Below are 25,148 nucleotides of genomic sequence, written 5' to 3' on the forward strand. Positions count from 1 at the left end.
ATGCTATTAGAAGAATTCGAAAATGTACCTGCTGTTATCGAACCAACTGATCGAAGTATTCGAGGTGGTGGAGAAATCTGTGACACGATTATTTTATCTTTTAATGGAGAAATCGTTGAACGAGTAAAGCAGTTTGAAGATGTTTATGAAGGTGGCTATCTAACCAATCTAAATGGCAGACTTCCATGGTATATCTATGAAAAAGATGGGAGTAAGGTAGCAGTTGCTATAGCTACGATTGGAGCCCCGATGGTTGTTGGACTCTTAGAAGAACTCAAATCAAGAGGATTTAAGAACTTTATTGTTTTGGGTTCTTGCGGAGTTCTAGATCAGTCTATTCAGACAGATAAGATTATCCTACCAAGTTCAGCTCTACGTGATGAAGGTACAAGTTACCATTACGCTCCTGCAAGTGATGAGATAGCTTATGACGAAACTTTGCTCTTAACCATGGAAGAAGCTTTGAACAAATCTTGCATTGAGCATATCCGCACCAAGTCTTGGACGACTGATGCCTTTTATCGAGAAACGCCTGATAAGGTCAAGCGTCGCTTGGCTGCTGGAGCCAAAGTGGTGGACATGGAAGCTTCAGCTATCATGGCTTGGAGTAAATTTCGCAAGAGTAAAGTCTATCACTTCTTCTACACAGCTGACTATGTGGATCATCATAACCGAACCTGGGATGCCCGCCATGAAGAGCGGACAGCTGATGCCATGACTTTTTTCACTATCGCTTTGACAATAGCAAAGGAACTAGAAAGGTAACTACAAGAATGGCAGTATATTTTTACGGCTGTATCACCATGGATGGCTACTTGGCAGACAGCCAGCACAGGATAGACTGGCTGCATCAGCTTGGTTCTGTAGAGGATACAGGCTATGATGACTTTTACAGGCAAATGGATATCACCATCATGGGCAAGCGGACCTTTGAGGAAATCCAAGATTTGCAAGATGTAGAAAGTTTTTATCAAGCTACGGAAAACTATGTCTTTACGCATGATAGGCACCTCCCTGTCAGCAATTACCAGCCAGTAGCTGGGGATGTGGTGGACTTTGTTCACCAGATTGACAAAGGCAAAAATGTCTTTGTGATTGGTGGTAATTCCTTGGTAGGACCGCTCTTGGATGCGGATCTTTTCGACCACCTCATTATTCAGATAGCGCCCCTTATCCTAGGAAAGGGGGTTCCCCTCTTTACCCAAGAGGAAGGGCAGCGCTTTTACCAACTGGATAGCCTCAGACAATTTGGCCCTTTTGCAGAGCTGGTTTTCAGCCGAAAAAGTCAGAAATAGAGAAGGGAGTGGACCGCATGATTAAAATTTACGACACCATGACCCGCAGCCTACGTGAATTTGTGCCCATTGAAGAGGACAAGGTTCGCATGTATGTCTGCGGTCCGACGGTTTATAACTATATCCATGTCGGCAATGCCCGCTCAACAGTAGCTTTTGACACAGTTCGTCGCTATTTTGAGTATCGGGGATTTGAGGTCAATTATATTTCCAATTTTACAGATGTAGATGATAAGATTATTAACCGTGCCAAGGAAGAAGGCATCACGCCTCAGGAGGTTGCGGACAAGTACATCGCTGCCTTTCGTGAGGATGTGACGGCCTTGGGCGTGAAACCTGCGACTCACCATCCGCGTGTAGTGGAGTTTATGGCTGATATCATTCGTTTTGTCGCTGACTTGATTGAAAAAGGTTATGCTTACGAGAGTCAAGGGGATGTTTACTTCCGTGTGGAAAAATCCCACAACTATGCTAAATTGGCCAATAAAACCTTGGAAGATTTGGAACTAGGTGCATCAGGTCGTACAGATGAAGAAACGGCTCGTAAGGAAAATCCTGTAGACTTTGCTTTATGGAAAGCAGCCAAGCCAAGCGAGATTTCTTGGGATAGTCCTTGGGGAACTGGTCGTCCGGGTTGGCATATCGAGTGTTCGGTCATGTCAACAGAGATTTTGGGAGATACCATTGACATTCACGGTGGTGGAGCTGATCTGGAGTTTCCTCATCACACCAACGAAATTGCCCAGTCAGAAGCCAAAACAGGCAAGACCTTTGCCAACTACTGGATGCACAATGGCTTTGTCAATATCGACAATGTCAAGATGTCCAAGTCTTTGGGGAATTTTATCACCGTACATGATGCCCTTAAAACTCTTGATGGGCAAGTACTTCGTTTCTTCTTTGCGACACAACATTATCGTAAGCCTATCAACTTTACGGAAAAAGCAGTGCGTGATGCAGAGACAAATCTCAAGTATCTAAAGAACACCTACGAGCAACCATTTTCTGGGACTGTAGATGCTCAAGAGTTACAGGACTTTAAAGATAAGTTTGTAGCCGCTATGGATGAGGATTTCAACTCTGCCAATGGTATCACAGTAGTTTTTGAAATGGCCAAATGGATCAACTCAGGCAACTATGATGCAAGTGTTAAGGAAGCTCTTGCGGATATGTTGGAGGTCTTTGGGATTGTTTTTCTTGAGGAAGTTTTGGATGCAGACATTGAAGCCTTAATCCAAAAACGCCAAGAAGCGCGTGCCAATCGTGACTTTGCGACAGCAGACCAAATCCGTGACCAATTGGCTGCTCAAGGAATTAAGCTACTTGACACCAAGGATGGAGTGAGGTGGACACGTGATTGATGTCAATCTCATTAACGGGATTGCGTTGGCTTTTGAGGGAGATGCAGTTTACTCCATGTATATTCGTCGCCATCTCATCCTTAAAGGCATAACCAAACCCAATAAACTCCACCAAGAGGCGACCAAGTATGTGTCAGCCAAGGCTCAGGCTCGCTTGATTGCCCTTATGTTAGAAGAGCAAGTCCTGACGGAAAAGGAAGAAGAAATCTACAAACGTGGTCGCAATACCAATAGCCACACAAAGGCTAAAAATGCTGATGTGGTGACCTACCGCATGTCTACAGGTTTTGAAGCAGTGATGGGCTATCTCCATCTGACTGAAAATGTGGAGCGTCTAGAGACCTTAATTTCTTGGTGCATCCAAAAAGTGGAGGGCTAGAATATGATTGCAAAGGAATTACAAGACTGGTTCCCTGAAGCTCAGATTTCAGATCAGCCAGTAGAGAAACCAGGCTATCTTACTCTCCCTTTAGCTTCTAAGCAGTGGATTTTACTGGAGGAAGCTGGGCTCAGCGAGCGTGAAAAGCAGCTGGTTGCCCTTTTAACCCAGCAGGAGCAGGCTCGTTCGCTCAATCCTTGGTATCCCTATCTGATCGAGGGGAAGGGGCAGGCACCGCAAGCTTTCAAAAAGATTCAGCTGGTTTATTGCCATCTTTCCTATTTCCAACAGGAAAATCTATCCTCTTGGCTAGACATGATGCAAACTCTCTTTCCCAACTGTCAGACAGTATTGCAGGTCGGAGTTCAGGACTATGTTTTTGTTCTCCAGCAAGATAAATACACTTCTGTTCGCTCAATCTTATCCGATACGATTGAGGCAGTAGAGTATGACTTTGGTCTTCGTCTATCTATCATGTTGGGGCAGGTTTGGTCTCAGACTGGGTATCAGGCTCTGTCAGATTTAATCCAAGCAGAGCGGGACTTGTTTAAGGCTTGGTGGCGTCAAGGTCATCAAGGTGTTCATACTTTTTCACAGCTCTATCTCTGGAGTCTTGGGGAAGGACTGGTTGACCATAGAATTATCAAAGACTACCTTCGTCAGTTGATTCTGGACCAAGATCAGATTCAGGAAATCATTCTTTCTCTCTGGGAAAATAGTGCTGTCCTAACTAAAACAGCCCAGCAACTCTATCTGCACCGCAATTCTCTCCAATATAAGATTGATAAATGGGAAGAGTTAACAGGACTTCAGTTGAAGGAGTTGACAGATCTAACCTTGTGTTATCAGTTGATTTTACCAGATATTCTCTAAAGTTTTGTGCAAGTTGCACAGAACTTTTTTATTTTTTTGGTCACCTTGCCATAGAAAAGTAAAGCGTTTTCATCTATAATAAAACTATCAAAAGACAAAAGGAGTTCACCTCGATGGTAGAATTAAATCTTAAAAATATTTACAAAAAATATCCAAACAGCGAACACTACTCAGTTGAAGACTTCAACTTGGACATCAAAGACAAGGAATTTATCGTTTTCGTAGGTCCTTCAGGATGTGGTAAATCAACAACTCTTCGTATGATTGCGGGTCTTGAAGACATTACAGAAGGTACTGCATCTATCGATGGCGTGGTTGTCAACGACGTAGCTCCAAAAGACCGTGACATCGCCATGGTTTTCCAAAACTACGCTCTTTACCCACACATGACTGTTTATGACAACATGGCTTTTGGTTTAAAATTGCGTAAATACAGCAAGGAAGATATCGACAAACGTGTGCAAGAAGCAGCAGCAATCCTTGGTTTGAAAGAATTCTTGGATCGTAAACCAGCTGACCTTTCAGGTGGTCAACGTCAACGTGTTGCCATGGGTCGTGCCATCGTCCGTGATGCAAAAGTATTCTTGATGGATGAACCTTTGTCAAACTTGGATGCCAAACTTCGTGTATCTATGCGTGCTGAAATCGCGAAGATTCACCGTCGTATCGGAGCTACAACTATCTACGTAACCCACGACCAAACAGAAGCGATGACACTTGCAGACCGTATCGTTATCATGTCAGCAACTAAGAACCCTGCTGGTACAGGTACTATCGGACGTGTTGAACAAATCGGTACACCTCAAGAAGTTTACAAAAACCCAGTTAACAAGTTCGTTGCAGGATTCATCGGAAGCCCAGCTATGAACTTCATCAATGTGAAATTAGAAGGCAATGAAATTGTTTCTGACGGTTTCCGCTTGAAAGTTCCAGAAGGTGCTTTGAAAGTTCTTCGTGAAAAAGGCTACGAAGGAAAAGAATTGATCTTCGGTATTCGTCCAGAAGACGTGAATGCAGAACCTGCTTTCCTTGAAACATTCCCAGAATCAGTTGTAAAAGCAACTATCTCTGTATCAGAATTACTTGGTTCAGAATCTCACCTTTACTGCCAAGTTGGTAAAGATGAATTTGTTGCCAAAGTGGATGCTCGTGACTACTTGCAAACAGGTGCAACAGTTGAGCTTGGATTTGACTTGAACAAAGCACACTTCTTCGATGTAGAAACTGAAAAAACAGTCTACTAACCAAATGAAATGTCAAAACACTGCTAGAGAAATCTGGCAGTGTTTTTCTTTTAATTGCTTAGGCTAGGCATGAAAACAGGCTTTTCTAGTTTTAATATTCTTAAAAAAGTGATAAAATGGTAGGAAGAATTGGAGAAAATAAATGCCGAAAGAAGTGAATTTGTCGGGCGATGAGGTTGTCGCTTTAACGCAAAAATATTTATCGAAAGAAGATGTTGCTTTTGTACATAAAGCCTTGGTTTATGCAGTTGAATGCCATAGTGGTCAATATCGTAAATCTGGCGAGCCCTATATTATTCATCCCATTCAGGTAGCAGGCATTCTGGCTAAGCTCAAGCTGGATGCCGTAACCGTTGCCTGTGGTTTTTTGCATGATGTGGTTGAGGACACAGAGGCGACACTGGATGATTTGGAGAGAGAGTTCGGTCATGATGTTCGGGTTATCGTTGATGGGGTGACTAAACTTGGTAAGGTTGAGTACAAATCACTCGAGGAGCAATTGGCGGAAAATCACCGCAAGATGCTCATGGCCATGTCTGAGGATATCCGTGTTATCTTGGTTAAATTATCGGACCGCTTGCATAACATGAGGACGCTCAACCACCTACGAAAGGACAAGCAGGAACGCATTTCCAGAGAAACCATGGAAATCTATGCTCCACTTGCTCATCGTCTGGGGATTTCCAGCGTCAAGTGGGAGTTGGAAGACTTGTCCTTCCGATATCTCAACCCAACTGAGTTTTACAAAATCACTCACATGATGAAGGAAAAACGCAGAGAGCGTGAGGCTTTGGTCGATGAAGTCGTGACAAAGTTAGAGGAATACACTTCCGAACGCAATCTAAAAGGGAAAATCTATGGCCGTCCCAAGCATATCTACTCTATCTATCGCAAGATGCAGGATAAGAAGAAACGCTTTGAGGAGATTTATGACCTGATTGCCATTCGCTGTATCTTAGATACCCAGAGTGATGTTTACGCCATGCTGGGTTATGTGCATGAACTTTGGAAACCTATGCCAGGCCGTTTCAAAGACTATATCGCAAACCGTAAGGCCAATGGTTACCAGTCTATCCATACGACTGTCTATGGACCAAAAGGACCGATTGAATTCCAGATTCGTACCAAAGAAATGCACGAAGTTGCTGAGTACGGGGTTGCGGCTCACTGGGCTTATAAGAAAGGAATCAAAGGTCAGGTCAACAGCAAAGAGTCTGCGATTGGTATGAACTGGATCAAGGAAATGATGGAATTACAAGACCAGGCTGACGATGCCAAGGAATTTGTCGAGTCTGTTAAGGAAGAGTATCTGGCGGAGGAGATTTACGTCTTTACTCCAGATGGTGCAGTTCGCTCCCTTCCAAAAGATTCAGGCCCGATTGATTTTGCCTATGAAATCCATACCAAAGTCGGTGAAAAAGCAACCGGTGCCAAGGTCAATGGCCGTATGGTTCCTCTGACAACTAAGCTCAAAACTGGAGATCAGGTCGAAATTGTAACCAACCCCAACTCTTTTGGCCCGAGTCGTGACTGGCTCAACATGGTTAAGACCAGCAAGGCACGCAACAAGATTCGTCAGTTCTTTAAAAATCAAGACAAGGAATTGTCTGTTAATAAGGGACGCGAACTGCTGATTAATCAGCTCCAAGAGAATGGCTATGTGGCTAATAAGTATATGGACAAGCGGCACATGGATCAAGTCCTTCAAAAGACCAGCTACAAGACAGAAGACTCCCTCTTTGCTGCTATCGGTTTTGGAGAAATCAGTGCTATTACCGTCTTTAACCGTCTGACTGAAAAGGAACGCCGTGAGGAGGAACGTGCCAAAGCTAGGGCTGAGGCTGATGAGTTAGTTAAGGGTGGCGAGGTTAAGGTTGAGAATAAGGAGAAGCTCAAGGTCAAGCATGAGGGCGGTGTGGTAATCGAAGGCGCCTCAGGTCTCTTGGTTCGGATTGCCAAGTGTTGTAATCCAGTGCCGGGTGATGATATTGTCGGCTACATCACCAAGGGGCGTGGTGTGGCCATTCACCGTGTGGACTGTATGAATCTCCGTGCCCAAGAAAACTACGAGCAACGTCTCCTTGATGTGGAATGGGAAGATCAATTCTCAAGCAAGGAATATATTGCCCACATCGATATCTACGGGCTCAACCGTACAGGTCTCTTAAATGATGTTCTGCAAGTTCTCTCTAATACGACCAAGAATATCTCGACCGTTAACGCCCAACCAACTAAGGATATGAAATTTGCCAATATCCATGTCTCCTTTGGCATCTCAAACCTCTCAACTCTAACGACAGTAGTTGATAAGATTAAAAGTGTGCCAGAAGTCTACTCTGTCAAACGAACCAATGGCTAAGATCTAGAAAGGATTTTTATGAAAATCATCATTCAACGAGTCAAAAAAGCCCAAGTGAGTATCGAAGGTCCGGTTCAGGGAAAAATCAATCAGGGGCTCTTATTGTTGGTCGGTGTAGGCCCAGAGGACCAAGAGGAAGATCTGGATTATGCTGTGAGAAAACTGGTCAACATGCGGATTTTTTCAGATGCAGAAGGCAAGATGAACCTGTCTGTCAGGGATATTGAAGGGGAAATTCTTTCTATTTCTCAGTTTACCCTCTTTGCAGATACCAAGAAAGGCAATCGTCCAGCTTTTACTGGCGCAGCCAAGCCTGATATGGCATCAGATTTCTATGACACTTTCAACCAAAAGCTAGCTCAGGAAGTGTCCGTTCAGACAGGCATCTTTGGAGCGGATATGCAGGTGGAGCTGGTAAATGATGGGCCAGTTACCATCATTCTTGATACTAAAAATAGATAAGAAAACCAAGCCAGCTGGCTTGGTTTTTGTTTATAGACACTCCCATAAAGAGGTATGTTTGTTGTAAAAGTCGGGATAGTTTTCTCTTAGGTGGCTAGCCGTTATATAATATAAAGTAGAATGACAGGAAGTAAAGACTGGAGTAAGAGAGTAGAAATATTGAGGGCCAGTGATTGCTAAAAAGACAAATAATAGAAAATCGCTGATGAGCACCCCTAAATAGTAGAGGCGAATTTTTTTGTTCATCTGAGGATAAATCTCAGAGAAATGTTTTTTGAGTCGGAAGACCAAGCGAGACAGCAGTAGTCCCTGAGCGAGGATGAAAATGAAGCAAAAAATCAGACCTCTCTCCAAAGAAAGTTCGTATCGGGGTCTGAAAGTTACCAACAGTAGCAAATCGCTGACTGCAATGGCTGCAAAATGGATTCTAAAGAGCTTTTTCATAGGAAAACCTCCCTCTTTTATCTAGCTTCATTCTACACCAAATGAATGGGACTTACAAGCAAAATAATAAAAAATCCCTGAAAGGAACTTCTTTCAGGAATAAGGGATTAACTGATTTTTTCGACATAGAGTTGTTTGGCGATATCCATACTAACTTGGAGGTCTTCACCTTTGTTGACCAGTGTAAAGGTATTGGAAAAATTATCAAACTGCTTGACTTTGACTTGGTCACCAATATGGATTTCATGCTTTTCTAAGTATTTGAGCAGATCAAAGCTATCGTGAACCCGAGTCAGGAGATAGGTACCAGCTTCCTTGGTACCTGCTAGTGGTAAGTTATTGATTTCGACCAGGAGCTCTCCCTTGGCTGGGATGGTTCCTCCGTGGGGACAGGTTTTAGGGAAGCCCAGGAGTTTATCCAGTCTCTCTACGAAGAGATCGGATACAGTGTGCTCTAGGACCTCAGCTTCTTCGTGGATTTGATCGCTGGTATAGTCTAGATGGTGAACTAGAAAGACTTCAATCAAACGGTGTTTACGATAAAGCTCAGAGACCAGTTTGAGGCCAATATCTGTCAATAGATAGCCATTCTCCTTATCCTTGAGGATGAGATTTTCACTTTTCATGCGTTTGATCATCTCTGTTACAGCAGGTGGAGAGACCTGCATACGGGCAGCAATTTCTTTATTGGTAATTTTTTGCATTTCCGTACCGATTTCATAAATACATTTTAGATAATCTTCTTTGTTTGGCGTCATTCGTTTCCTCTTGTCTTTTCTCTCCATCTAGTATATCAAAAAAAGCTAGATTTCTCTAGCCTTCTGCCCTAATGGATTTGATTTTAGTCCAGTTCTTTCACTGCAGCAATAGCAGCTTCAAAGTCTGGTTCCGTGTTGATGTTATCAACGTATTCTACGTAACGGATGACATTATCAGTATCGAGAACAAAGACGGCACGTGCAAGGAGATGCCATTCGTTGATCAAGAGGGCATAATCGCGCCCGAAAGAATGGTCAAAGTAGTCTGAAAGCATGATGGCATTGTCAAGGCCTTCAGCCCCGCACCAGCGTCCTTGGGCAAATGGTAGGTCCATAGAAACAGTAAGAACGACGGTATCATCAAGGTTGGCAAGTTCTTGGTTGAATCGACGTGTTTGCGTTGAGCAGATACCAGTATCGATAGAAGGGACAACACTCAAAACTTTTTTCTTTCCATCAAAGTCAGATAGTGTTTTTTTAGAGAGATCGGTTGTCGTAAGAGAAAAGTCAAGTGCCTTGTCTCCGACTTGCAGTTGTTTACCTGTAAAGGTTACAGGGTTTCCTAGAAAAGTGGTCATGAAACTACTCCATTCTTTTTTCTTTTATTTTACCGAGAATTGTCAGATTTTTCCAATGATTTGACTGGAATTTAAGGGACAAAAAAACGCCCATTCACGTGAGAATGACGTTTTTTAATGGATTACTTAGACAAACCTTCAGCAATCTTGTCAAGGTTGTATTTCATCATGCTGTAGTAGCTGTCGCCTTCTTTACCTTCTTCAGCGATTGAGTCAGTAAAGATTTGTGCGTAGATTGGGATATTTGTGTCTTGTGAAACAGTCTTCATTGGACGGTCATCGACACTTGATTCAACAAAGAGTGATGGAACTTTTGTTTGGCGAAGTTTTTCAACCAAGGTCTTGATTTGTTCAGGAGTACCTTCTTCTTCCGTGTTGATTTCCCAGATGTAGGCACTTGGGACACCGTAGGCTTTAGAGAAGTATTTGAAGCATCCTTCGCTGGTTACGATGAGTTTCTTCTCAGCAGGGATATTGTTAAATTTCTCTTTGGCTTCCTTGTCCAGTTTGTCTAGTTTTTCAGTATAGTCTTTGAGATTTTTTTCGTAGAATTCCTTGTTGCTAGGATCTTTTGCAATCAACTGTTTAGCGATATTTTTAGCATAAATCATCCCATTTTCAAGGTTGAGCCAAGCGTGTGGGTCTTCTTTGCCTTTCTCGTTTTGGCCCTCAAGGTAGATAACATCAACACCTTCGCTAACTGCAAAGTAGTCTTTGTTTTCAGTTTTCTTGGCATTTTCGACCAATTTGGTAAACCAAGCATTGCCACCTGTTTCAAGGTTGATACCGTTATAGAAAATCAAGTCAGCTTGAGAGGTTTTCTTAACGTCTTCAGGAAGTGGTTCGTATTCGTGCGGGTCTTGACCAACAGGAACGATACTGTGAAGATCAATCTTGTCACCAGCGATATTTTTGGTAATATCAGCGATGATTGAGTTTGTAGCAACAACTTTTAGTTTTTGACCAGAAGCTGCATCTTTTTTTCCGCTAGCACATGCTACAAGTGCAATGACGGAAAGAAAGAGTACAAGCAATGTACCTAATTTTTTCATTAGATTCCTCCAGAAGGGTTTCCCCGTTATTTAATGATTTTTTTGTTTTTCAGTTTCAAGTATCGTTGCTTAGGAGAGATAAAGAAACTGATTAGAAAGAAGCTGGCGGATGTGAGCACGATGCTAGATCCTGCTGCGAGATTGAAACTATAGCCGATAAAGAGTCCCACAACAGAAGCGGTTGCCCCTAGGGTTGATGAAAGGAAAATCATACTCTTTAGGCTATTAGCATAAAGGTAAGCCGTCGCGGCTGGAGTGATTAGCATGGCCACGATAAGAATGGTTCCAACACTTTGCATTGCGGTGACAGACACAAGGGTCAAGAGCACCATGAGCAGATAGTGGTAGAAATTAACGGGCATTCCCATGGCCTTAGCCAGAAGCTCGTCAAAGGATGTAATCAATAGTTGTTTAAAGAAAATCCCGATAATCAAGAGAATGACTGCGCCCACACCAATGGTAATCCACATGTCCGTATCTTGGACAGCGAGGATATTCCCAAAAAGGATATGAAAGAGGTCTGTCGAACTCTTGGCAACACTAATCAAGATGACACCTAAGGCTAAGAAAGATGAAAAGGTAATACCAATGGCAGTGTCACTCTTGATAATAGAGTTTCCCTTGATGTAGGTAATGATGATGGAAGCCATCAAGCCAAAGATGATGGCTCCAATAAAGAAATCAATTCCCAGGATAAAGGAAAGGGCTACGCCGGGCAAAACTGCGTGAGAGATGGCATCCCCCATGAGAGACATCCCACGTAGGATGATAAAACATCCCACGGCTCCAGCAACAACTCCGATGACAATAGCTGTTATCAAGGCGTTTTGTAGGAAATGGAAATTTTGCAATCCATTGATAAATTCTGCTATCATAGGTCACCTCCATTGAAAAAGAGTTTGCTACCGTAGGCCTTTTTGAGATTGACCTCGGTAAAGGTTTCTTCGGTCGGACCAAGGTCTATTAATTCTCGATTGAGAAGCAAAACTTGGTCGAAATAATGGGGGACTTTGCTGAGGTCATGATGGACGATGAGAACTGTTTTACCAGATTTTTTTAGGTCTCTCAGCGTATTCATGATAATCTCTTCACTGATCGAGTCAATCCCGACAAAAGGCTCATCTAGAAAGATGTAGTCAGCTTCCTGCACTAAGCAACGGGCAATCAAAACACGTTGGAATTGTCCTCCTGAGAGCTGGCTGATTTGGCGATCAGCATAGTCTGAGAGCCCAACGATTTCAAGTGCTTCTGCCACTTTTTTCCAGTGGCTGGCCTTTAAAGTGTGGAAGAGCGGGATGGATGGATAGAGTCCCAGAGAGACACATTCCTTGACCTTGATAGGGAAATTGTAGTCAATATGGATTTTTTGCTCGACATAGGCAACTCGATTTAAAGATTTCTTGACTTCTTTGTCGTCGAGAAAGGCCTGACCTTCATGTGGGATAATTCCCAACATACCTTTTAATAAAGTTGATTTTCCAGCACCGTTTGGACCAATAATTCCGGTAATAGTTGGTCCGTGGAGCACTAGTGAGATATCCTTTAGTGCCAGCGTTTCTTTGTAGGAGACGCTGAGGTGTTCAATACGTATCATAACAAATTCCTCCCTCCCGTATTTAATATACATTAAAAAAAAAATTAAGTCAAGTTAATTTTTAAAAAATTTAATAAAATAACAATAAAATGAAAGATACAAGAAATTTATTTTTGATTGCATTCCCTAGATTTTTTTGCTAAGCTAGGAATAAGTGAAAATATGAAAGCGAGAACAAGATGACACGTTATCAAGACGATTTTTATGATGCAATTAATGGCGAATGGGAAAAAACAGCTGTCATTCCAGCTGACAAATCTCGAACAGGTGGTTTTATTGACCTTGACGAGGAAATTGAAGAGTTGATGCTGGCGACTACGGACAAGTGGTTGGCGGGTGAAGAGGTCCCAGAGGATGCTATCCTCGCAAACTTTGTTAAGTACCATCGTATGGTACGTGATTTTGACAAGAGGGAAGCAGATGGGATCAAGCCTGTTTTGCCAATGCTCAAGGAATACCAAGATTTGGAGAGCTTTGCAGATTTTACTAGCAAACTGGCAGAGTTCGAACTAGCTGGTAAACCAAACTTCCTTCCATTTGGTGTATCGCCAGACTTTATGGATGCCAGAACCAATGTTCTCTGGGCAAGTGCACCAGGAACAATCTTGCCAGATACAACCTACTACGCTGAAGACCATCCTCAGCGTGAGGAACTCTTGACGCTTTGGAAGGAAAGTACTACAAATCTTCTCAAAGCTTACGATTTCTCAGACGAGGAAATCGAAGACTTACTAGAGAAGAGATTGGAATTGGACCGTCGTATCGCAGCGGTGGTTCTTTCTAACGAAGAAAGTTCAGAATATGCCAAACTTTACCATCCATATGCCTTTGAAGATTTCAAGAAATTTGCCCCTGCCCTACCTCTGGATGATTTCTTCCAAGCAGTGATTGGACAAACTCCAGATAAGGTTATCGTAGACGAGGAACGTTTCTGGCAAGCAGCAGACCAATTCTATAGCGAAGAAGCGTGGCCTCTACTTAAAGCAACCTTGATTTTGGGCGTTGTCAATCTCTCAACAAGCTATCTCACAGACGAGATTCGTGTCTTGTCAGGTGCTTATGGTCGTGCTCTTTCAGGTGTTCCAGAAGCTCAGGACAAGGTCAAGGCAGCTTATCACTTGGCTCAAGGTCCTTTCAAGCAAGCCCTTGGTCTCTGGTACGCGCATGAAAAATTCTCTCCAGAAGCTAAGGCAGACGTAGAGAAAAAAGTAGCGACTATGATTGATGTTTATAAGGAACGCTTGGCTAAGAACGACTGGCTCACACCTGAAACGCGTGACAAGGCCATTGTCAAACTCAATGTCATCAAGCCTTATATCGGTTATCCAGAGGAATTGCCAGAACGCTACAAGGATAAGGTAGTGGACGAAACTGCCAGTCTCTTTGAGAATGCTCTAGCCTTTGCGCGTGTGGAAATCAAGCACAGCTGGAGCAAGTGGAACCAGCCGGTTGATTACAAGGAGTGGGGAATGCCAGCTCACATGGTCAATGCCTACTACAATCCTCAGAAGAACTTGATTGTCTTTCCAGCTGCTATTTTACAGGCTCCATTCTATGACTTGCATCAGTCGTCTTCAGCCAACTATGGTGGTATTGGTGCTGTTATTGCCCATGAGATTTCTCATGCCTTTGATACAAATGGTGCTTCCTTTGATGAAAATGGTAGCCTCAAGGATTGGTGGACTGAGAATGACTATGCTGCCTTCGAGGAAAAGACTCAGAAAGTTATCGACCAGTTTGATGGTCAAGAATCTTACGGAGCAAGGATCAACGGAAAACTAACCGTATCAGAAAATGTTGCCGACTTAGGAGGGATCGCTGCAGCCCTTGAAGCTGCCAAGAGAGAACCAGACTTCTCTGCTGAAGAATTCTTCCACAACTTTGCTCGTATCTGGCGTATGAAAGGCCGTCCGGAGTTGATGAAACTCATGGCCAGTGTCGATGTACACGCGCCAGCTAAGCTCCGTGTCAATGTCCAAGTGCCAAACTTTGATGACTTCTTTACAACCTATGATGTCAAAGAAGGCGATGGTATGTGGCGTTCACCAGAGGACCGTGTGATTATTTGGTAAGACTAAAACCAAGGATAGCATCCTTGGTTTTTTGCTTGCTAGAAAAAGGGATTGAAGGTCTTTTCGTGAGCGATAGTCGTAGCTGGACCATGCCCGGGATAGACATCGTAGTTAGGAAGAGTGAAGAGTTGCGTCTGAATGCTATGGAGAAGTTGTTCCGTACTACCTGTAGGAAGGTCTGTCCGTCCGATGGTTTCGCGGAAAAGAGCATCTCCAGTCAAGACTAGATGGGCATCAGGAAAGACCAGGGAAACACCACCGATAGAGTGGCCTGGGGTTGGTAGGGCAGTAAAACGGAATTCCTCAAGCTGGTATTCCTCATGAAAGACAAAGGTGTGTTCTGCAGGTTTGCACACGACATCTGCCATATCATCATGTCGAGGCAGACCGGAGAGATTGTCAACGGGAGTATAGAGCCAGCTGGCTTCACTTTCCGCTACATAAACTGGAGGATTTCCAAAAGTCTCACGCACCAAGTCCAGACTCATAATATGGTCGTAGTGGGTGTGGGTCAGGAGAATCGCACAGACGGGTTTGTTGATTTTCTCGATGGTCTTACGAATGGTTTCCCAATGGCTACCTGGGTCAACCACAATCAGGTGTTGGTCTCCCTCTATATAGTAGGTGTTTTCATAGGCAACAGGATTCACGGTTTTATGGATTTTCATAGGATTTCCTCTCTCAAAGAATGTACTGATATCAGTATAACACAGAAGAGAAGGCTTAGGGTATCAGAAAGTCTTTTTCTACCTTAACGATTTTTCCATGCTTGGTAGCGGGTGTCAATCAAGAGTTGGGTTAAGCGTCCCATGGTTTCTCTTTCTTCGGGAGTGAGGGATTGGGCTTGGACAAAGAGATGGTGAATGTGTTCAATGACCTTGAAGGAAGAAAGATCGTTGATAGAGGAGATGCCTGCATCAAGAATGATTCCAAAAAAGAGGTCGAAGTAGAGCTGTAGTTCTGTATCAGGGACTGTCTCCACCCATTCCTTGAAGGTAGTATCAACTTGCTGGCTGTCACTATTGGTCTCATCCAGTTGGACAAAGTGTTTGTTTTCAACTTGCCAACTAAAGGTGTCATGCTGGGCGATACCACCTAGGGCAGTGCTGCGAACAACGATTTTTTTATCAGGGATTTCCAGCATCATACCGATGATAGAACCTTGTGGGACAAATACTTTCGTTCTTTCCATCATGTTTTGATAGCCTGGCGTTTTGGTCAGTTCCTTGTGAAGCCCAGGAGAATCAAAAGTATAGACAGCGATAATGTTTTTCTGTAAGTTTGGATCAAGTTGACTGGCAGCATAGACGGCTAGGTTGCCCCCTTTTGAGTGTCCTGCTAGGATAACCTTTTGCTTAGGATGTTGGGCAAAAAAGTCTTGTAAATACTGGAGGGCATGTTTTTGAGCTGGGATTTCCTTCATATAGGTCATATGGAAATCTTCTTTCCAACCGATGATACTATCATCCGTCCCACGAAAAACAAGCAAATAAGTATCGAGACTGATACGATAAGTCATAGCCGCAAACTGTTTTTGCAATTCAGGGTCAATATCATTGATAAAGTCTGAGAGCTTGCAATTTTTAAAACGTTTGTGTTGAGCGAGCTGATCCAATAACTGGATGCGGTTTTTGCTAGTCAGCATCGTCGTTTCTCTAGGGATTTGAGGTGCTAGATCTATGAGGCGCTGGGGTTCTTGGGTGACTACACCATCAAAAGCAAGGTAGGTTAATTCAGTCAAGGCAAGAACATCTAACTCATTCACGGGGAGGTCATAAAAGGAATCGTATGCTACATCATTCAAGTAGTCAAAAATATTGGCCATAAAAGCTCCTTTCTCTATGTCTATCCTATCACATTTACCTAGAATTAGCTAGTAGGCTTGTTGGAATGACCTAGTAGGGTTTGATTGAAATACATAGAAGATAGATTGCTCCTATTTCAAACCTCTAAACGAGCTTACTTGTATGTTTTTGCTATCAATCCCATTTTCCTTTAAAAAATTCTTCATCTCATTTACATCATCAGGCTGACCTGTGATGAGATAGCTGGCTTGATTGCCGTATTCATCAATAGCACGTTTTAAAAATTCTTGACTTTGAGAAAGTTCATCGTTAGTTTTATAAGTAAAATTCGGTGTTTTTTGAGCTAGTTCTTTCATCTCTTTATCAAAAATAGTTACTCCTTTGTCAAAATGATTGAGAATAATCGGGCATTTACCAGCCCACTCTTTGACAAGCGGGCGTAGAGCAGAAATACCAACATCAGATGCAAAGCAAACTAGTGGCTGATTCGTATCTTTAACGGTCAAAGAGGAATCCAGCCAACTCATCTCAATCTCACTGCCAGCCGGTAAATGTGTCAAGGTTTCCTTAAAGAGGCTACCACTATTATGAGTTAAAATGAGAATTTCATCTTCATCAGGTGTGGAGGCAATGGTTAGCCATCGACTAGATTGATTCCCTTTATCTTCATTTTTTCTAGTAGTAGACGAGGTATCAGGGAGTGTAAACTTAGCATAAGCCCCAGCTTTCCAGATTTGATGACTCGGTTTTGTGATATGAATTAAATATAGATCTCCGCTGGGGTTTTCGATGGATTTTATCGATAATGTCTGGCTTCGTCCAAGATAAGCGATGGCACCCCAAATTATAAGGCTTAGGACTCCAAGTGTAGATAGAATGATAATGAACATTTTTTTACCTCTTTTCATTTTTTATGACTCCTATTCTTAATTTTATGAATGAACTTTAAAAAAATTCATTCATATTTTTCCAAAAAATAAAGAAATCCATTCTTTATTTTAGAACTCCTTTAATGAAGTTGGTTGCAAGTATTTCAACGGTCTTGCCAATATCTGGAAAATCTTTTTCCGTGATATGCATATCCATGTAGTAAAACAGGTTGTAAACTTGTAAGATATCTTGAATCTTTTCTGGCGAGTACCCTTCAGCCTGCATACGATTTGTAAAAGTTTTAACTAGAAACTGATGAAATGGATTTGCGACTTTGCCTTCCTCCGAGGAATAGTAGCTGTGCAACTCATCTGCTATGGCAGGATTGTACCATTCTGCAAGGATTTTATTGGAAGAAACGAGAGTTCTGGACTGAGCAAATAGTTGACCAATGAGGTCGATCATGTCAATTTCCCAATCCAGTTCTTCGATCATAGCTTGGCGAACACGGTTGTTTTCATCTATATAGATGTCTAGAAAAATGGCTTCTTTACTCTCGTAATAGTTATAAAAAGAACCAACTGCAACACCAGCTTGCCTAGCAATTTCTGAAATTCCTGTTGCCTTGTAACCTTTTTTCGAAAAAACTTCATAGGCTGCTGTCTTTAAAGCTTGTTTTTTGTCCAATATGATTTAGCCTCCTTTGTTTTATGAATGAATAAACCGATTTGTTCATTCATATTCTAACAAATCATGGCTAGCTTGTCAATAAGAAGGCTAGATCTATTAAATAAGTGAAAGAAACGCTAACCAAATGAACACAAAAGGAAAATATAGGATAAGGCTGGAACTATACTTAAAAATAAGGTATGATATCAGTGGGAATGTTCTCTATATAGCATCTGTTTACTGATCTGGATTTGTGGGGAATAGGCTGCTAAATAGTATGAGACACTGATCCGTAGATCTGATATAAAGGGTTTTGATACTTTGAGAAATAGCAAAGGAGGAGCGCATGCACAAGATTTTACTAGTAGAGGATGACCAAGTCATTCGGCAACAAGTGGGAAAACTACTCTCTGAGTGGGGATTTGAGGTCGTTTTGGTAGAGGATTTTATGGAAGTATTGAGTCTCTTTGTCCAGTCGGAGCCACATTTGGTCCTCATGGATATTGGTCTGCCACTCTTTAATGGTTATCACTGGTGCCAGGAGATTCGTAAAATTTCCAAGGTACCTATCATGTTTCTGTCTTCGAGAGATCAGGCTATGGATATCGTCATGGCAATCAATATGGGAGCGGATGACTTTGTAACTAAGCCTTTTGACCAGCAGGTCCTCCTTGCCAAGATTCAAGGTTTATTGCGCCGTTCCTATGAGTTTGGGCGGGATGAAAGTTTGCTAGAGTATGCGGGTGTGATCCTCAATACCAAGTCTATGGACCTGCATTATCAGGGGGAAGTTCTGAGTTTGACTAAGAATGAATTTCAAATTTTGCGGGTCTTGTTTGAACATGCTGGCAATATCGTGGCGCGTGATGACCTGATGCGGGAACTCTGGAATAGCGACTTTTTCATCGATGACAATACCTTGTCCGTCAATGTTGCTCGCCTGCGCAAAAAGTTGGAAGAGCAAGGTTTAGCAGGGTTTATCGAAACCAAGAAAGGGATAGGATACGGACTGAAACATGCTTGATTGGAAATCATTTTTTCTAGCCTATCTGCGTTCTCGCAGTCGCGTTTTTGCCTATATTTTTTCATTAGGCTTTCTCGTCCTTCTCTTTCAGTTTTTATTTGCTAGTCTAGGAACTTATTTTCTTTATTTCTTTCTACTCAGTGGTTTTTTGACCTTCTTATTTTTGGCTTGGGATATATTTGCAGAAGCTCAGGTTTACCGTCAGGAAGTACTCTATGCTGAGCGAGATCCCAAGTCTCCTCTGGAATGTGCGCTAGCAGACAAGCTCGAAGAGCGTGAGTCTGAATTGTATCAAAAGAAGTCGGAAGCGCAGAGCAAGCTGACGGATTTGCTTGATTACTACACCTTATGGGTTCACCAGATCAAGACACCCATTGCGGCAAGCCGTCTCTTGGTAGCAGAAGTTTCTGATCGTGAGGTCAAGCAGCAACTGGAACAGGAAATCTTTAAGATTGACTCCTATACCAATCTGGTGTTGCAGTATCTTCGTTTAGAGAGCTTCCATGATGATTTGGTATTTGAAAAGGTTCAAGTGGAGGATCTGGTGAAGGAAGTGGTTCGCAAGTATGCTCTTTTCTTTATCCAGAAGGGGTTGACGGTCAATCTGCATGACCTTGACAAAATCATCGTGACCGATAAGAAGTGGTTGTTGGTCGTCATTGAACAAATCCTCTCAAACAGCCTCAAATACACCAGGGAAGGCGGTTTGGAGATTTATATGGAGGGCCAGGAGCTTTGTATCAAGGATACGGGAATCGGGATAAAAAATAGCGATGTACTCCGAGTCTTTGAACGTGGCTTTTCAGGCTACAATGGGCGTTTGACCCAGCAGTCATCTGGACTGGGTCTCTACCTATCCAAGAAAATTTCTGAAGAACTTGGCCACCAGATTCGTATCGAGTCTGAGATCGGGACAGGAACAACTGTTCGCATCAAGTTTTCCAATATGAATCTGATGATTGAGTGAGCATAGTTGATGATAACCTTATCCATCTGTGGAATTTTTGTTCTAGTCTATATCTCTATTTTCATGATAACGTCTAGAAGTTACTATAAGATTGTCCAGATGTAAAAAATGTTACACTAGGAAACGACTAGAATATAGTCAAAAAATAAAAGAGGCAAAAATGAAAGAAAGTTATTTTGACGGAGGAATCCTAGATTATATTGGATATTCTATCTTAGTAGCCATAATTTTCGGGCATACCTTGGGGATCGCAACACCTTGGGCGGTTTGCATGATGCAAAATTGAAAACCAAACATACGGTAGTGGATGGTCAACGTCTATACTTTGACGGGACTGGAACACAACTGTTCGGTAACTGGATCAAGTGGTTTCTTCTAACTATCATCACATTTGGGATCTATGGCTTCTGGTTGAAAATAAAAATGGAGCAATGGATTGTCAAACAGACTCATCATGTTTAAACATTAAAACGGCATCTTCTTTCAGAGGAGATACCGTTTTTTTCTTTTTCGTATAAGGAAACAAAAATTTCTTCCTTTCTCTATCTTTTAAATTGATATATTTTTCCAGAGAAAGACTGTAAAATTTTTGATATAATGTTAAGGATAGACTGACGGAGGCTTAAAGGATAATTTTCAAAAAAATAACAGGTGAGAATTAAAAATATGTAAGATTGAACAGAAGTCTCTCTGCCGTCATCCAAGCAGAAACAAGATTATATGAAATAAAAGGAGTAACCAATGACCGGAAACTATTCAACACGTGAATACCGTGAGAAATTATATGATGATCTTCATGTTCGATTAAGAGATACAGTGATTTTGATGTGTGCGATTTTTATTGCCTCTATAGGTTTAAATATGAATTCAACAGCTGTCATTATTGGAGCCATGCTGATTTCCCCTCTTATGACATCGATTGTTGGACTCGGATTTGGTTTAGCTATTTTTGATACGCGTTTAATCAAGCAATCTCTAGAGGTTTTATTTACTCAAGTATTGGTCAGCTTGTTTGTCTCGACTTTGTATTTCTGGATTTCTCCCTTATCTTATGCAAGTAACGAACTGATTGCACGAACCTCTCCAACCATTTGGGATGTTCTCATTGCTATTGCTGGTGGGATAGCAGGTGTAATTGGGTCAAGGAAAAAAGAAGCAAACAATATCGTGCCAGGAGTAGCCATTGCAACAGCTCTGATGCCACCTATCTGTACTGCAGGATATGGTTTAGCTAACGGAAATGTACGATTTTTATTTGGGGCTCTCTATCTTTTCTTGATCAACTGTATCTTTATCATGCTAGCCAACATTGTTGGAACAAGAATTTTGATGAGAAAATCTCCCTTAAGTTCATTTAAAGAGCTAAACATTAAAATGAAAATTGGCTTGACATCCTTGATTGTATTATTGGTTCTTCCAGCCAGTTATTCAGCAGTCACTCTGACGATAGATCAAGCGCGAAAAGAAGGAATCAAACAGTTTGTAGCAAAAGAGTTCGCCAATCACACGGTCATTAATCAAGTCTACAAGTCAAGGAACAATGAATTGGTCTTGACGGTTGTTGGAGATCCGATTTCAGAAGAAGAATTAGAAACGCTCCATCAAAAACAAGCCTCTTACGGTATTCAATCTGTTCAATTAAAAGTCAATCAAGTTCATAATTCGACAAAATTAGATAGTGAGATGACCAAGGAATTTTATGAAAACATTAACAAGTATATCGATCAAAAACTCTCTGAAAAGGATTCGCAAAAAGATCTCGTAAAAGAAAATGAGGCAGACAAGGATTGAGGATATTGAACTTATCTAACTCATGGAAGCAAATTTTGGGAGGATATCCTATATCCAACAGTTAGTGGATAGAAAGGATTGTTTATGAGGATACCATTTATGGTGGTTTAACCAATCACTACTAGCTCAGGTTAAATAAAATATAAAAAAGCAACAACTATTTCAGTTGTTGCTTTTTCTTACTGAAAAATGTTTCTCAGACAGTGATCGTTTTATTTTTCTACACGAGATTTGTTGGCGATATCAGCAAGGATTGCTGATACAAACTCATCTACTGGGACAGTGTTTGTTTCTTTTTGGCCGTAGCGACGAACGTTGACAGTTCCGTCTTCCATTTCCTTGTCACCAACGATGAGCTGATAAGGAATTTTGCTAGTTTGTGAAGCACGAATTTTGAATTGCATTTTTTCATTGCGCTCATCCACATCGGAACGGACACCGCGGTCACGGAGTTTCTTAGCTACTTCCCAAGCGTAGTCCACGTGTTTTTCGTTAGATACTGGGATGAGGGTTACTTGGTGTGGTGCCAACCATGTTGGGAAGGCACCCTTGTAGTTCTCAATCAAGATAGCTGTGAAGCGTTCCATGGTTGAAATAACCCCACGGTGAATCATAACTGGACGGTGCTCTTCACCATCAGCTCCGATGTATTTGAGGTCGAAGCGTTCTGGAAGCAAGAAGTCAAGCTGGATAGTAGAAAGGGTTTCTTCTTTTCCGAGAGCTGTCTTAACTTGGATATCCAATTTTGGTCCGTAGAAGGCTGCTTCACCTTCAGCTTCAAAGTAGTCAACACCCATTTCATCAAGTGCTGCACGAAGCATGGTTTGGGCATTTTCCCACATCTCATCGTTGTCAAAGTACTTGTGAGTATCTTGAGGGTCACGAAGAGAGAGACGGAAGCGGTATTCAGTCAAGTTGAAGTCTTCATAAACATCGATAATCAACTGAAGGGCACGTTGGAATTCTTCTTGGATTTGTTCTGGAGTAACAAAGAGGTGTCCGTCGTTGAGAGACATTTCACGCACACGTTGAAGACCAGTGAGGGCACCAGATTTCTCGTAGCGGTGCATCATACCGATTTCAGCGATACGGATTGGCAATTCACGGTAAGAGTGAACATGGTGTTTGAAGACTTGGATGTGGTGAGGGCAGTTCATTGGACGAAGGACAAATTCTTCCCCATCACCCATGTCCATAGTTGGGAACATATCTTCACGGTAGTGATCCCAGTGACCAGAAGTTTTATAGAGTTCCACTGAGGCAATTGGTGGAGTGTAAACGTGTTGGTAGCCTGCAGCTATTTCCTTATCGACAATGTAGCGTTCCAATTCACGACGGATTGTCGCACCATTTGGCAACCAGAATGGCAAACCTTGTCCAACTTCTTGAGAAATCATGAAGAGGTCAAGCTCTTTACCAAGTTTACGGTGGTCACGTTCTTTGGCCTCTTCACGCATTTGAAGGTAGTTCTTCAAGTCTTTCTTGTCAAACCAAGCTGTACCGTAGATCCGTTGCATCATGGCATTGTCGCTATTTCCACGCCAGTAAGCACCAGCTACATGGAGAAGGTGGAAGATTTGGATGCGACCTGTTGACGGAACGTGTGGGCCACGGCAAAGGTCCACGTATTCGCCTTGACGGTAGATAGTTAAACCGCCTTCGTCTTCAGAGTGTTCTTCAATCAATTCCAACTTGTAAGGGTCGTTCTTAAAGATTTCACGCGCCTCGTCTTTCGTCACTTCTTCACGGATTGATGGGAAGTTTTCTTTGACGATTTTTTGCATTTCTTCTTCGATACGAGGAAGGTCTTCGTTAGAAATTTGACCAGCTTGATTATCCGTATCGTAGTAGAAACCATCCTCGATAGCTGGACCAACACCCAAGTGAATATCTGGGAAAAGGCGACGAGCTGCTTGGGCGAACAAGTGAGCCGCTGAGTGGCGCAAGATTGGAAGGGCATCTTCGTGATCAGGTGTCACGATTTCGATGCTTCCATCTTCAGTGATAGCACGAGTCGTGTCAATGAGTTTACCGTTGAATTTACCAGCCAAGGCTTTTTTAGCTAGGGAATTGCTGATAGATTGGGCAATTTCAAAAGTTGTCACGCCAGATTCGAATTCACGAACAGCGCCATCTGGGAAAGTAATCTTAATCATGGTTTTCTCCTTTGATATTTATTCTATTTTTGTTGGGCAATTTTAAGAGCCGAGCAACTTCTTCCGCAGTCTGCTTTTCTGACTGACTACCATCTGTTATGAGGCTAGGATAGCCTAATCTCACCGCTTCCTTCCGAACCATTTGGGCAAAAAGAATGTCTCGCTGCATCCAGTTTTCAAAAGCTTGCTCAGAGTTGGTTGTTCCCTCTAAGACAAAAGGAACCCATTCTCTCTGTCTATAATGCTTTTTTTGAAAATCAGCTGTCGGAGTCAAGCATAGATAGGAAGATGCTGGGCATTCAAGCTCCTTTACCAAGTGAGGCAAAAGTCCTGCCCCCTCCACCAAGAGAGGTCTATCTTGATTTTTTATCAAGTAATATCTTACATAAGGAAAAATCTCTTCATAAAAGCGCCATTCTTCATCTGCCATCTCTTCTGGACTTCTCATCCAGATTTGTTCTGGACTTCTATCCTGTCTAAGAAGGCAAATCGGCTGTGAGTCTGCACTTGCTTGACTCATCATCTCGTCTACCAAATCATCCAATTTGATATGAAGTAGCTGATACTGTCTAGCAAGAAGTGAAGCAACTGTTGACTTCCCACTACAAGGCGATCCGCCAATCATATAAAGCATCATTCTTCCTCCTTCTGACAAAATAAAAACGACATCCTCAAAAGGACGTCGTAACGTGGTTCCACCTTCATTTATGCAAGTCAAAAAGACCTACACCTCTGATTGGCTTTAACGTGGCCACCGTTTTATGTTTTCATAAAAGTCAGTAGAGTAGTATCAGTTTAGGCTCTCTATGCGTTTCCAGCAACCACGCACTCTCTAGTAGAAAGGGACTAAGTGACTTGTCTCTATGCATTATTATAGCATGATTGCGAGAATTTTCAAGGATTTTGTGAAAGTTTTTTATTTTTTCCTTGCTGGAGCATGTATTTGATACCTGAACCTGAAGCCATACCAAGTAGGGCAAAGAGTTCATAAGCTAGGAAATAAACGAGAATGAATTCATTGAAAGTGATGATGGTAAAGCAATAGAGAAGAGCAATACCGAGCAGCCACCACAGTGAGAATTGGAAACGGTAGCTATAAAGAAGGGACACGATGAAGGTTGCCAAAGGTGAAAAGAGGATGATGTTGTAAATGTAAAGCCCTTTCAGCGTATAAGGATCAGATATCAGCAGCAAAAGCAACTCATAGAGGGGCCAGTAAAAGAAGAATAGGACAAGGTAGTATGGAATATACTTAAGATATTTCCGCATGGCAATAGTCCTCCAATCTGAAAAAATAGAGAAATGTTGAAGACCACATGATCCTAAATGAAGGGGAACTCTCTACCTATATTATAGCACGATTTGCAACCCCTTACAAGGTGCTATGATAGGCAG

General features: G+C 42.2%; 25 protein-coding genes and 2 pseudogenes. 14 read left to right on the forward strand and 13 right to left on the reverse strand.

Features of this window, described 5'->3' with window-relative positions:
• The 8 genes from E2R31_RS06740 (at position 1) to dtd (ending at position 7,973) form a co-directional block, all read left to right on the forward strand.
• Entirely contained in the window at positions 1-765 is a 765-nt protein-coding gene (locus E2R31_RS06740; RefSeq protein WP_132973592.1) for a nucleoside phosphorylase, read from the forward strand.
• Between the two features lie 8 nt (positions 766-773).
• Entirely contained in the window at positions 774-1,295 is a 522-nt protein-coding gene (locus E2R31_RS06745; RefSeq protein WP_000301974.1) for a dihydrofolate reductase family protein, read from the forward strand.
• 17 nt (positions 1,296-1,312) lie between these two features.
• Positions 1,313-2,656, forward strand: a complete 1,344-nt coding sequence (cysS, locus tag E2R31_RS06750) for a cysteine--tRNA ligase (protein ID WP_038804836.1) — start codon at positions 1,313-1,315, stop codon at positions 2,654-2,656.
• Complete coding sequence (locus tag E2R31_RS06755; RefSeq protein ID WP_125424704.1) at positions 2,649-3,035, forward strand: Mini-ribonuclease 3; 387 nt, start codon at positions 2,649-2,651, stop codon at positions 3,033-3,035. Before cysS ends, E2R31_RS06755 begins: the two co-directional genes overlap by 8 nt.
• Before the next feature lie 3 nt (positions 3,036-3,038).
• Positions 3,039-3,908, forward strand: a complete 870-nt coding sequence (locus E2R31_RS06760; RefSeq protein WP_125424705.1) for a helix-turn-helix domain-containing protein — start codon at positions 3,039-3,041, stop codon at positions 3,906-3,908.
• Between the two features lie 113 nt (positions 3,909-4,021).
• Positions 4,022-5,152 (forward strand): ABC transporter ATP-binding protein, encoded by a 1,131-nt coding sequence (locus E2R31_RS06765; RefSeq protein WP_000229937.1) that lies wholly within the window; start codon positions 4,022-4,024, stop codon positions 5,150-5,152.
• A gap of 142 nt (positions 5,153-5,294) precedes the next feature.
• Positions 5,295-7,511 (forward strand): RelA/SpoT family protein, encoded by a 2,217-nt coding sequence (locus E2R31_RS06770; protein WP_125424706.1) that lies wholly within the window; start codon positions 5,295-5,297, stop codon positions 7,509-7,511.
• An 18-nt stretch (positions 7,512-7,529) separates the two neighbouring features.
• Positions 7,530-7,973 carry a D-aminoacyl-tRNA deacylase gene (gene dtd, locus E2R31_RS06775; protein ID WP_084949175.1) on the forward strand — a complete coding sequence of 148 codons (444 nt, stop codon included), beginning with the start codon at positions 7,530-7,532 and terminating at the stop codon, positions 7,971-7,973.
• 30 nt (positions 7,974-8,003) lie between these two features.
• On the opposite strand, the gene E2R31_RS06780 is transcribed toward dtd, so the two are convergent.
• The 6 genes from E2R31_RS06780 to E2R31_RS06805 form a co-directional block, all read right to left on the reverse strand.
• A complete protein-coding gene (locus E2R31_RS06780; RefSeq protein WP_132973594.1) occupies positions 8,004-8,417 on the reverse strand; it encodes a hypothetical protein in 414 nt (137 codons plus the stop codon).
• A gap of 107 nt (positions 8,418-8,524) precedes the next feature.
• Positions 8,525-9,175 carry a metal-dependent transcriptional regulator gene (locus E2R31_RS06785; RefSeq protein ID WP_132973596.1) on the reverse strand — a complete coding sequence of 217 codons (651 nt, stop codon included), beginning with the start codon at positions 9,173-9,175 and terminating at the stop codon, positions 8,525-8,527.
• An 83-nt stretch (positions 9,176-9,258) separates the two neighbouring features.
• The gene (gene tpx, locus E2R31_RS06790) at positions 9,259-9,753 is read right to left on the reverse strand and encodes a thiol peroxidase (RefSeq protein ID WP_009729879.1); all 495 of its coding nucleotides are present in this window, start codon (positions 9,751-9,753) and stop codon (positions 9,259-9,261) included.
• 122 nt (positions 9,754-9,875) lie between these two features.
• Entirely contained in the window at positions 9,876-10,805 is a 930-nt protein-coding gene (locus E2R31_RS06795; protein ID WP_132973598.1) for a metal ABC transporter substrate-binding protein, read from the reverse strand.
• A 26-nt stretch (positions 10,806-10,831) separates the two neighbouring features.
• A complete protein-coding gene (locus E2R31_RS06800) occupies positions 10,832-11,680 on the reverse strand; it encodes a metal ABC transporter permease (RefSeq protein WP_000559800.1) in 849 nt (282 codons plus the stop codon).
• Positions 11,677-12,399, reverse strand: coding sequence for a metal ABC transporter ATP-binding protein (locus tag E2R31_RS06805; protein WP_000618098.1), 723 nt, complete (start codon positions 12,397-12,399; stop codon positions 11,677-11,679). The genes E2R31_RS06800 and E2R31_RS06805 overlap by 4 nt, the downstream gene beginning before the upstream one ends.
• Positions 12,400-12,578: 179 nt before the next feature.
• On the opposite strand from E2R31_RS06805, the gene E2R31_RS06810 reads away from it, so the two are divergent.
• Positions 12,579-14,471 (forward strand): M13 family metallopeptidase, encoded by a 1,893-nt coding sequence (locus tag E2R31_RS06810; RefSeq protein ID WP_132973600.1) that lies wholly within the window; start codon positions 12,579-12,581, stop codon positions 14,469-14,471.
• Positions 14,472-14,509: 38 nt separating this feature from the next.
• Here the strand turns inward: E2R31_RS06810 and E2R31_RS06815 are convergent, their stop codons facing one another.
• The 4 genes from E2R31_RS06815 to E2R31_RS06830 all read right to left on the reverse strand — a co-directional run bounded on the left by E2R31_RS06815 (position 14,510) and on the right by E2R31_RS06830 (position 17,839).
• Positions 14,510-15,139, reverse strand: coding sequence for an MBL fold metallo-hydrolase (locus E2R31_RS06815; protein ID WP_132973602.1), 630 nt, complete (start codon positions 15,137-15,139; stop codon positions 14,510-14,512).
• Positions 15,140-15,222: 83 nt separating this feature from the next.
• Positions 15,223-16,296, reverse strand: coding sequence for a DUF2974 domain-containing protein (locus E2R31_RS06820; RefSeq protein ID WP_132973604.1), 1,074 nt, complete (start codon positions 16,294-16,296; stop codon positions 15,223-15,225).
• Positions 16,297-16,407: 111 nt separating this feature from the next.
• On the reverse strand, positions 16,408-17,184 hold the full coding sequence (locus E2R31_RS06825) for a ferredoxin reductase domain-containing protein (RefSeq protein ID WP_132973606.1): 777 nt from the start codon (positions 17,182-17,184) through the stop codon (positions 16,408-16,410).
• Between the two features lie 85 nt (positions 17,185-17,269).
• Positions 17,270-17,839, reverse strand: a complete 570-nt coding sequence (locus tag E2R31_RS06830; RefSeq protein WP_132973608.1) for a TetR/AcrR family transcriptional regulator — start codon at positions 17,837-17,839, stop codon at positions 17,270-17,272.
• 322 nt (positions 17,840-18,161) lie between these two features.
• Between E2R31_RS06830 and E2R31_RS06835 the strand changes: the two genes are divergently transcribed.
• From E2R31_RS06835 to E2R31_RS06855, 5 genes and pseudogenes are all read left to right on the forward strand, one after another.
• Complete coding sequence (locus E2R31_RS06835; protein ID WP_071851469.1) at positions 18,162-18,839, forward strand: response regulator transcription factor; 678 nt, start codon at positions 18,162-18,164, stop codon at positions 18,837-18,839.
• Entirely contained in the window at positions 18,832-19,806 is a 975-nt protein-coding gene (locus E2R31_RS06840; protein ID WP_132973611.1) for a sensor histidine kinase, read from the forward strand. Before E2R31_RS06835 ends, E2R31_RS06840 begins: the two co-directional genes overlap by 8 nt.
• Positions 19,807-19,812: 6 nt before the next feature.
• Positions 19,813-19,911: pseudogene (locus E2R31_RS10165) on the forward strand (peptide ABC transporter); the annotation flags it as partial.
• A 55-nt stretch (positions 19,912-19,966) separates the two neighbouring features.
• Positions 19,967-20,268: pseudogene (locus tag E2R31_RS06850) on the forward strand (DUF898 family protein).
• A gap of 279 nt (positions 20,269-20,547) precedes the next feature.
• Positions 20,548-21,597: a DUF389 domain-containing protein gene (locus tag E2R31_RS06855; protein ID WP_000147509.1), complete on the forward strand. Its 1,050-nt coding sequence runs from the start codon at positions 20,548-20,550 to the stop codon at positions 21,595-21,597.
• 212 nt (positions 21,598-21,809) lie between these two features.
• Here E2R31_RS06855 and thrS read toward each other — a convergent pair whose 3' ends face one another.
• The 3 genes from thrS to E2R31_RS09845 form a co-directional block, all read right to left on the reverse strand.
• Positions 21,810-23,753 (reverse strand): threonine--tRNA ligase, encoded by a 1,944-nt coding sequence (gene thrS / locus E2R31_RS06860; RefSeq protein WP_132973613.1) that lies wholly within the window; start codon positions 23,751-23,753, stop codon positions 21,810-21,812.
• Positions 23,746-24,390 (reverse strand): ATPase AAA, encoded by a 645-nt coding sequence (locus E2R31_RS06865; protein WP_009014075.1) that lies wholly within the window; start codon positions 24,388-24,390, stop codon positions 23,746-23,748. Before E2R31_RS06865 ends, thrS begins: the two co-directional genes overlap by 8 nt.
• A gap of 257 nt (positions 24,391-24,647) precedes the next feature.
• Positions 24,648-25,022, reverse strand: coding sequence for a hypothetical protein (locus E2R31_RS09845; protein WP_001233901.1), 375 nt, complete (start codon positions 25,020-25,022; stop codon positions 24,648-24,650).
• Positions 25,023-25,148 lie beyond the last annotated feature (126 nt).

Origin of the sequence: Streptococcus downii, assembly GCF_004353325.1 — a bacterium.
In the GTDB taxonomy this organism is placed as follows: domain Bacteria; phylum Bacillota; class Bacilli; order Lactobacillales; family Streptococcaceae; genus Streptococcus; species Streptococcus downii.

Coding starts and splice junctions, on each gene's coding strand:
- E2R31_RS06785 (WP_132973596.1), bottom strand. CDS start 9,175: ATGACGCCAAACAAAGAAGATTATCTAAAATGTATTTATGAAATCGGT.
- E2R31_RS06770 (WP_125424706.1), top strand. CDS start 5,295: ATGCCGAAAGAAGTGAATTTGTCGGGCGATGAGGTTGTCGCTTTAACG.
- E2R31_RS06810 (WP_132973600.1), top strand. CDS start 12,579: ATGACACGTTATCAAGACGATTTTTATGATGCAATTAATGGCGAATGG.
- E2R31_RS06800 (WP_000559800.1), bottom strand. CDS start 11,680: ATGATAGCAGAATTTATCAATGGATTGCAAAATTTCCATTTCCTACAA.
- E2R31_RS06855 (WP_000147509.1), top strand. CDS start 20,548: ATGACCGGAAACTATTCAACACGTGAATACCGTGAGAAATTATATGAT.
- E2R31_RS06840 (WP_132973611.1), top strand. CDS start 18,832: ATGCTTGATTGGAAATCATTTTTTCTAGCCTATCTGCGTTCTCGCAGT.
- E2R31_RS06835 (WP_071851469.1), top strand. CDS start 18,162: ATGCACAAGATTTTACTAGTAGAGGATGACCAAGTCATTCGGCAACAA.
- E2R31_RS06820 (WP_132973604.1), bottom strand. CDS start 16,296: ATGGCCAATATTTTTGACTACTTGAATGATGTAGCATACGATTCCTTT.
- E2R31_RS06765 (WP_000229937.1), top strand. CDS start 4,022: ATGGTAGAATTAAATCTTAAAAATATTTACAAAAAATATCCAAACAGC.
- dtd (WP_084949175.1), top strand. CDS start 7,530: ATGAAAATCATCATTCAACGAGTCAAAAAAGCCCAAGTGAGTATCGAA.
- E2R31_RS06805 (WP_000618098.1), bottom strand. CDS start 12,399: ATGATACGTATTGAACACCTCAGCGTCTCCTACAAAGAAACGCTGGCA.
- E2R31_RS06745 (WP_000301974.1), top strand. CDS start 774: ATGGCAGTATATTTTTACGGCTGTATCACCATGGATGGCTACTTGGCA.
- thrS (WP_132973613.1), bottom strand. CDS start 23,753: ATGATTAAGATTACTTTCCCAGATGGCGCTGTTCGTGAATTCGAATCT.
- cysS (WP_038804836.1), top strand. CDS start 1,313: ATGATTAAAATTTACGACACCATGACCCGCAGCCTACGTGAATTTGTG.
- E2R31_RS06780 (WP_132973594.1), bottom strand. CDS start 8,417: ATGAAAAAGCTCTTTAGAATCCATTTTGCAGCCATTGCAGTCAGCGAT.
- E2R31_RS06795 (WP_132973598.1), bottom strand. CDS start 10,805: ATGAAAAAATTAGGTACATTGCTTGTACTCTTTCTTTCCGTCATTGCA.
- E2R31_RS06865 (WP_009014075.1), bottom strand. CDS start 24,390: ATGATGCTTTATATGATTGGCGGATCGCCTTGTAGTGGGAAGTCAACA.
- tpx (WP_009729879.1), bottom strand. CDS start 9,753: ATGACCACTTTTCTAGGAAACCCTGTAACCTTTACAGGTAAACAACTG.
- E2R31_RS06760 (WP_125424705.1), top strand. CDS start 3,039: ATGATTGCAAAGGAATTACAAGACTGGTTCCCTGAAGCTCAGATTTCA.
- E2R31_RS09845 (WP_001233901.1), bottom strand. CDS start 25,022: ATGCGGAAATATCTTAAGTATATTCCATACTACCTTGTCCTATTCTTC.
- E2R31_RS06825 (WP_132973606.1), bottom strand. CDS start 17,184: ATGAAAAGAGGTAAAAAAATGTTCATTATCATTCTATCTACACTTGGA.
- E2R31_RS06815 (WP_132973602.1), bottom strand. CDS start 15,139: ATGAAAATCCATAAAACCGTGAATCCTGTTGCCTATGAAAACACCTAC.
- E2R31_RS06740 (WP_132973592.1), top strand. CDS start 1: ATGCTATTAGAAGAATTCGAAAATGTACCTGCTGTTATCGAACCAACT.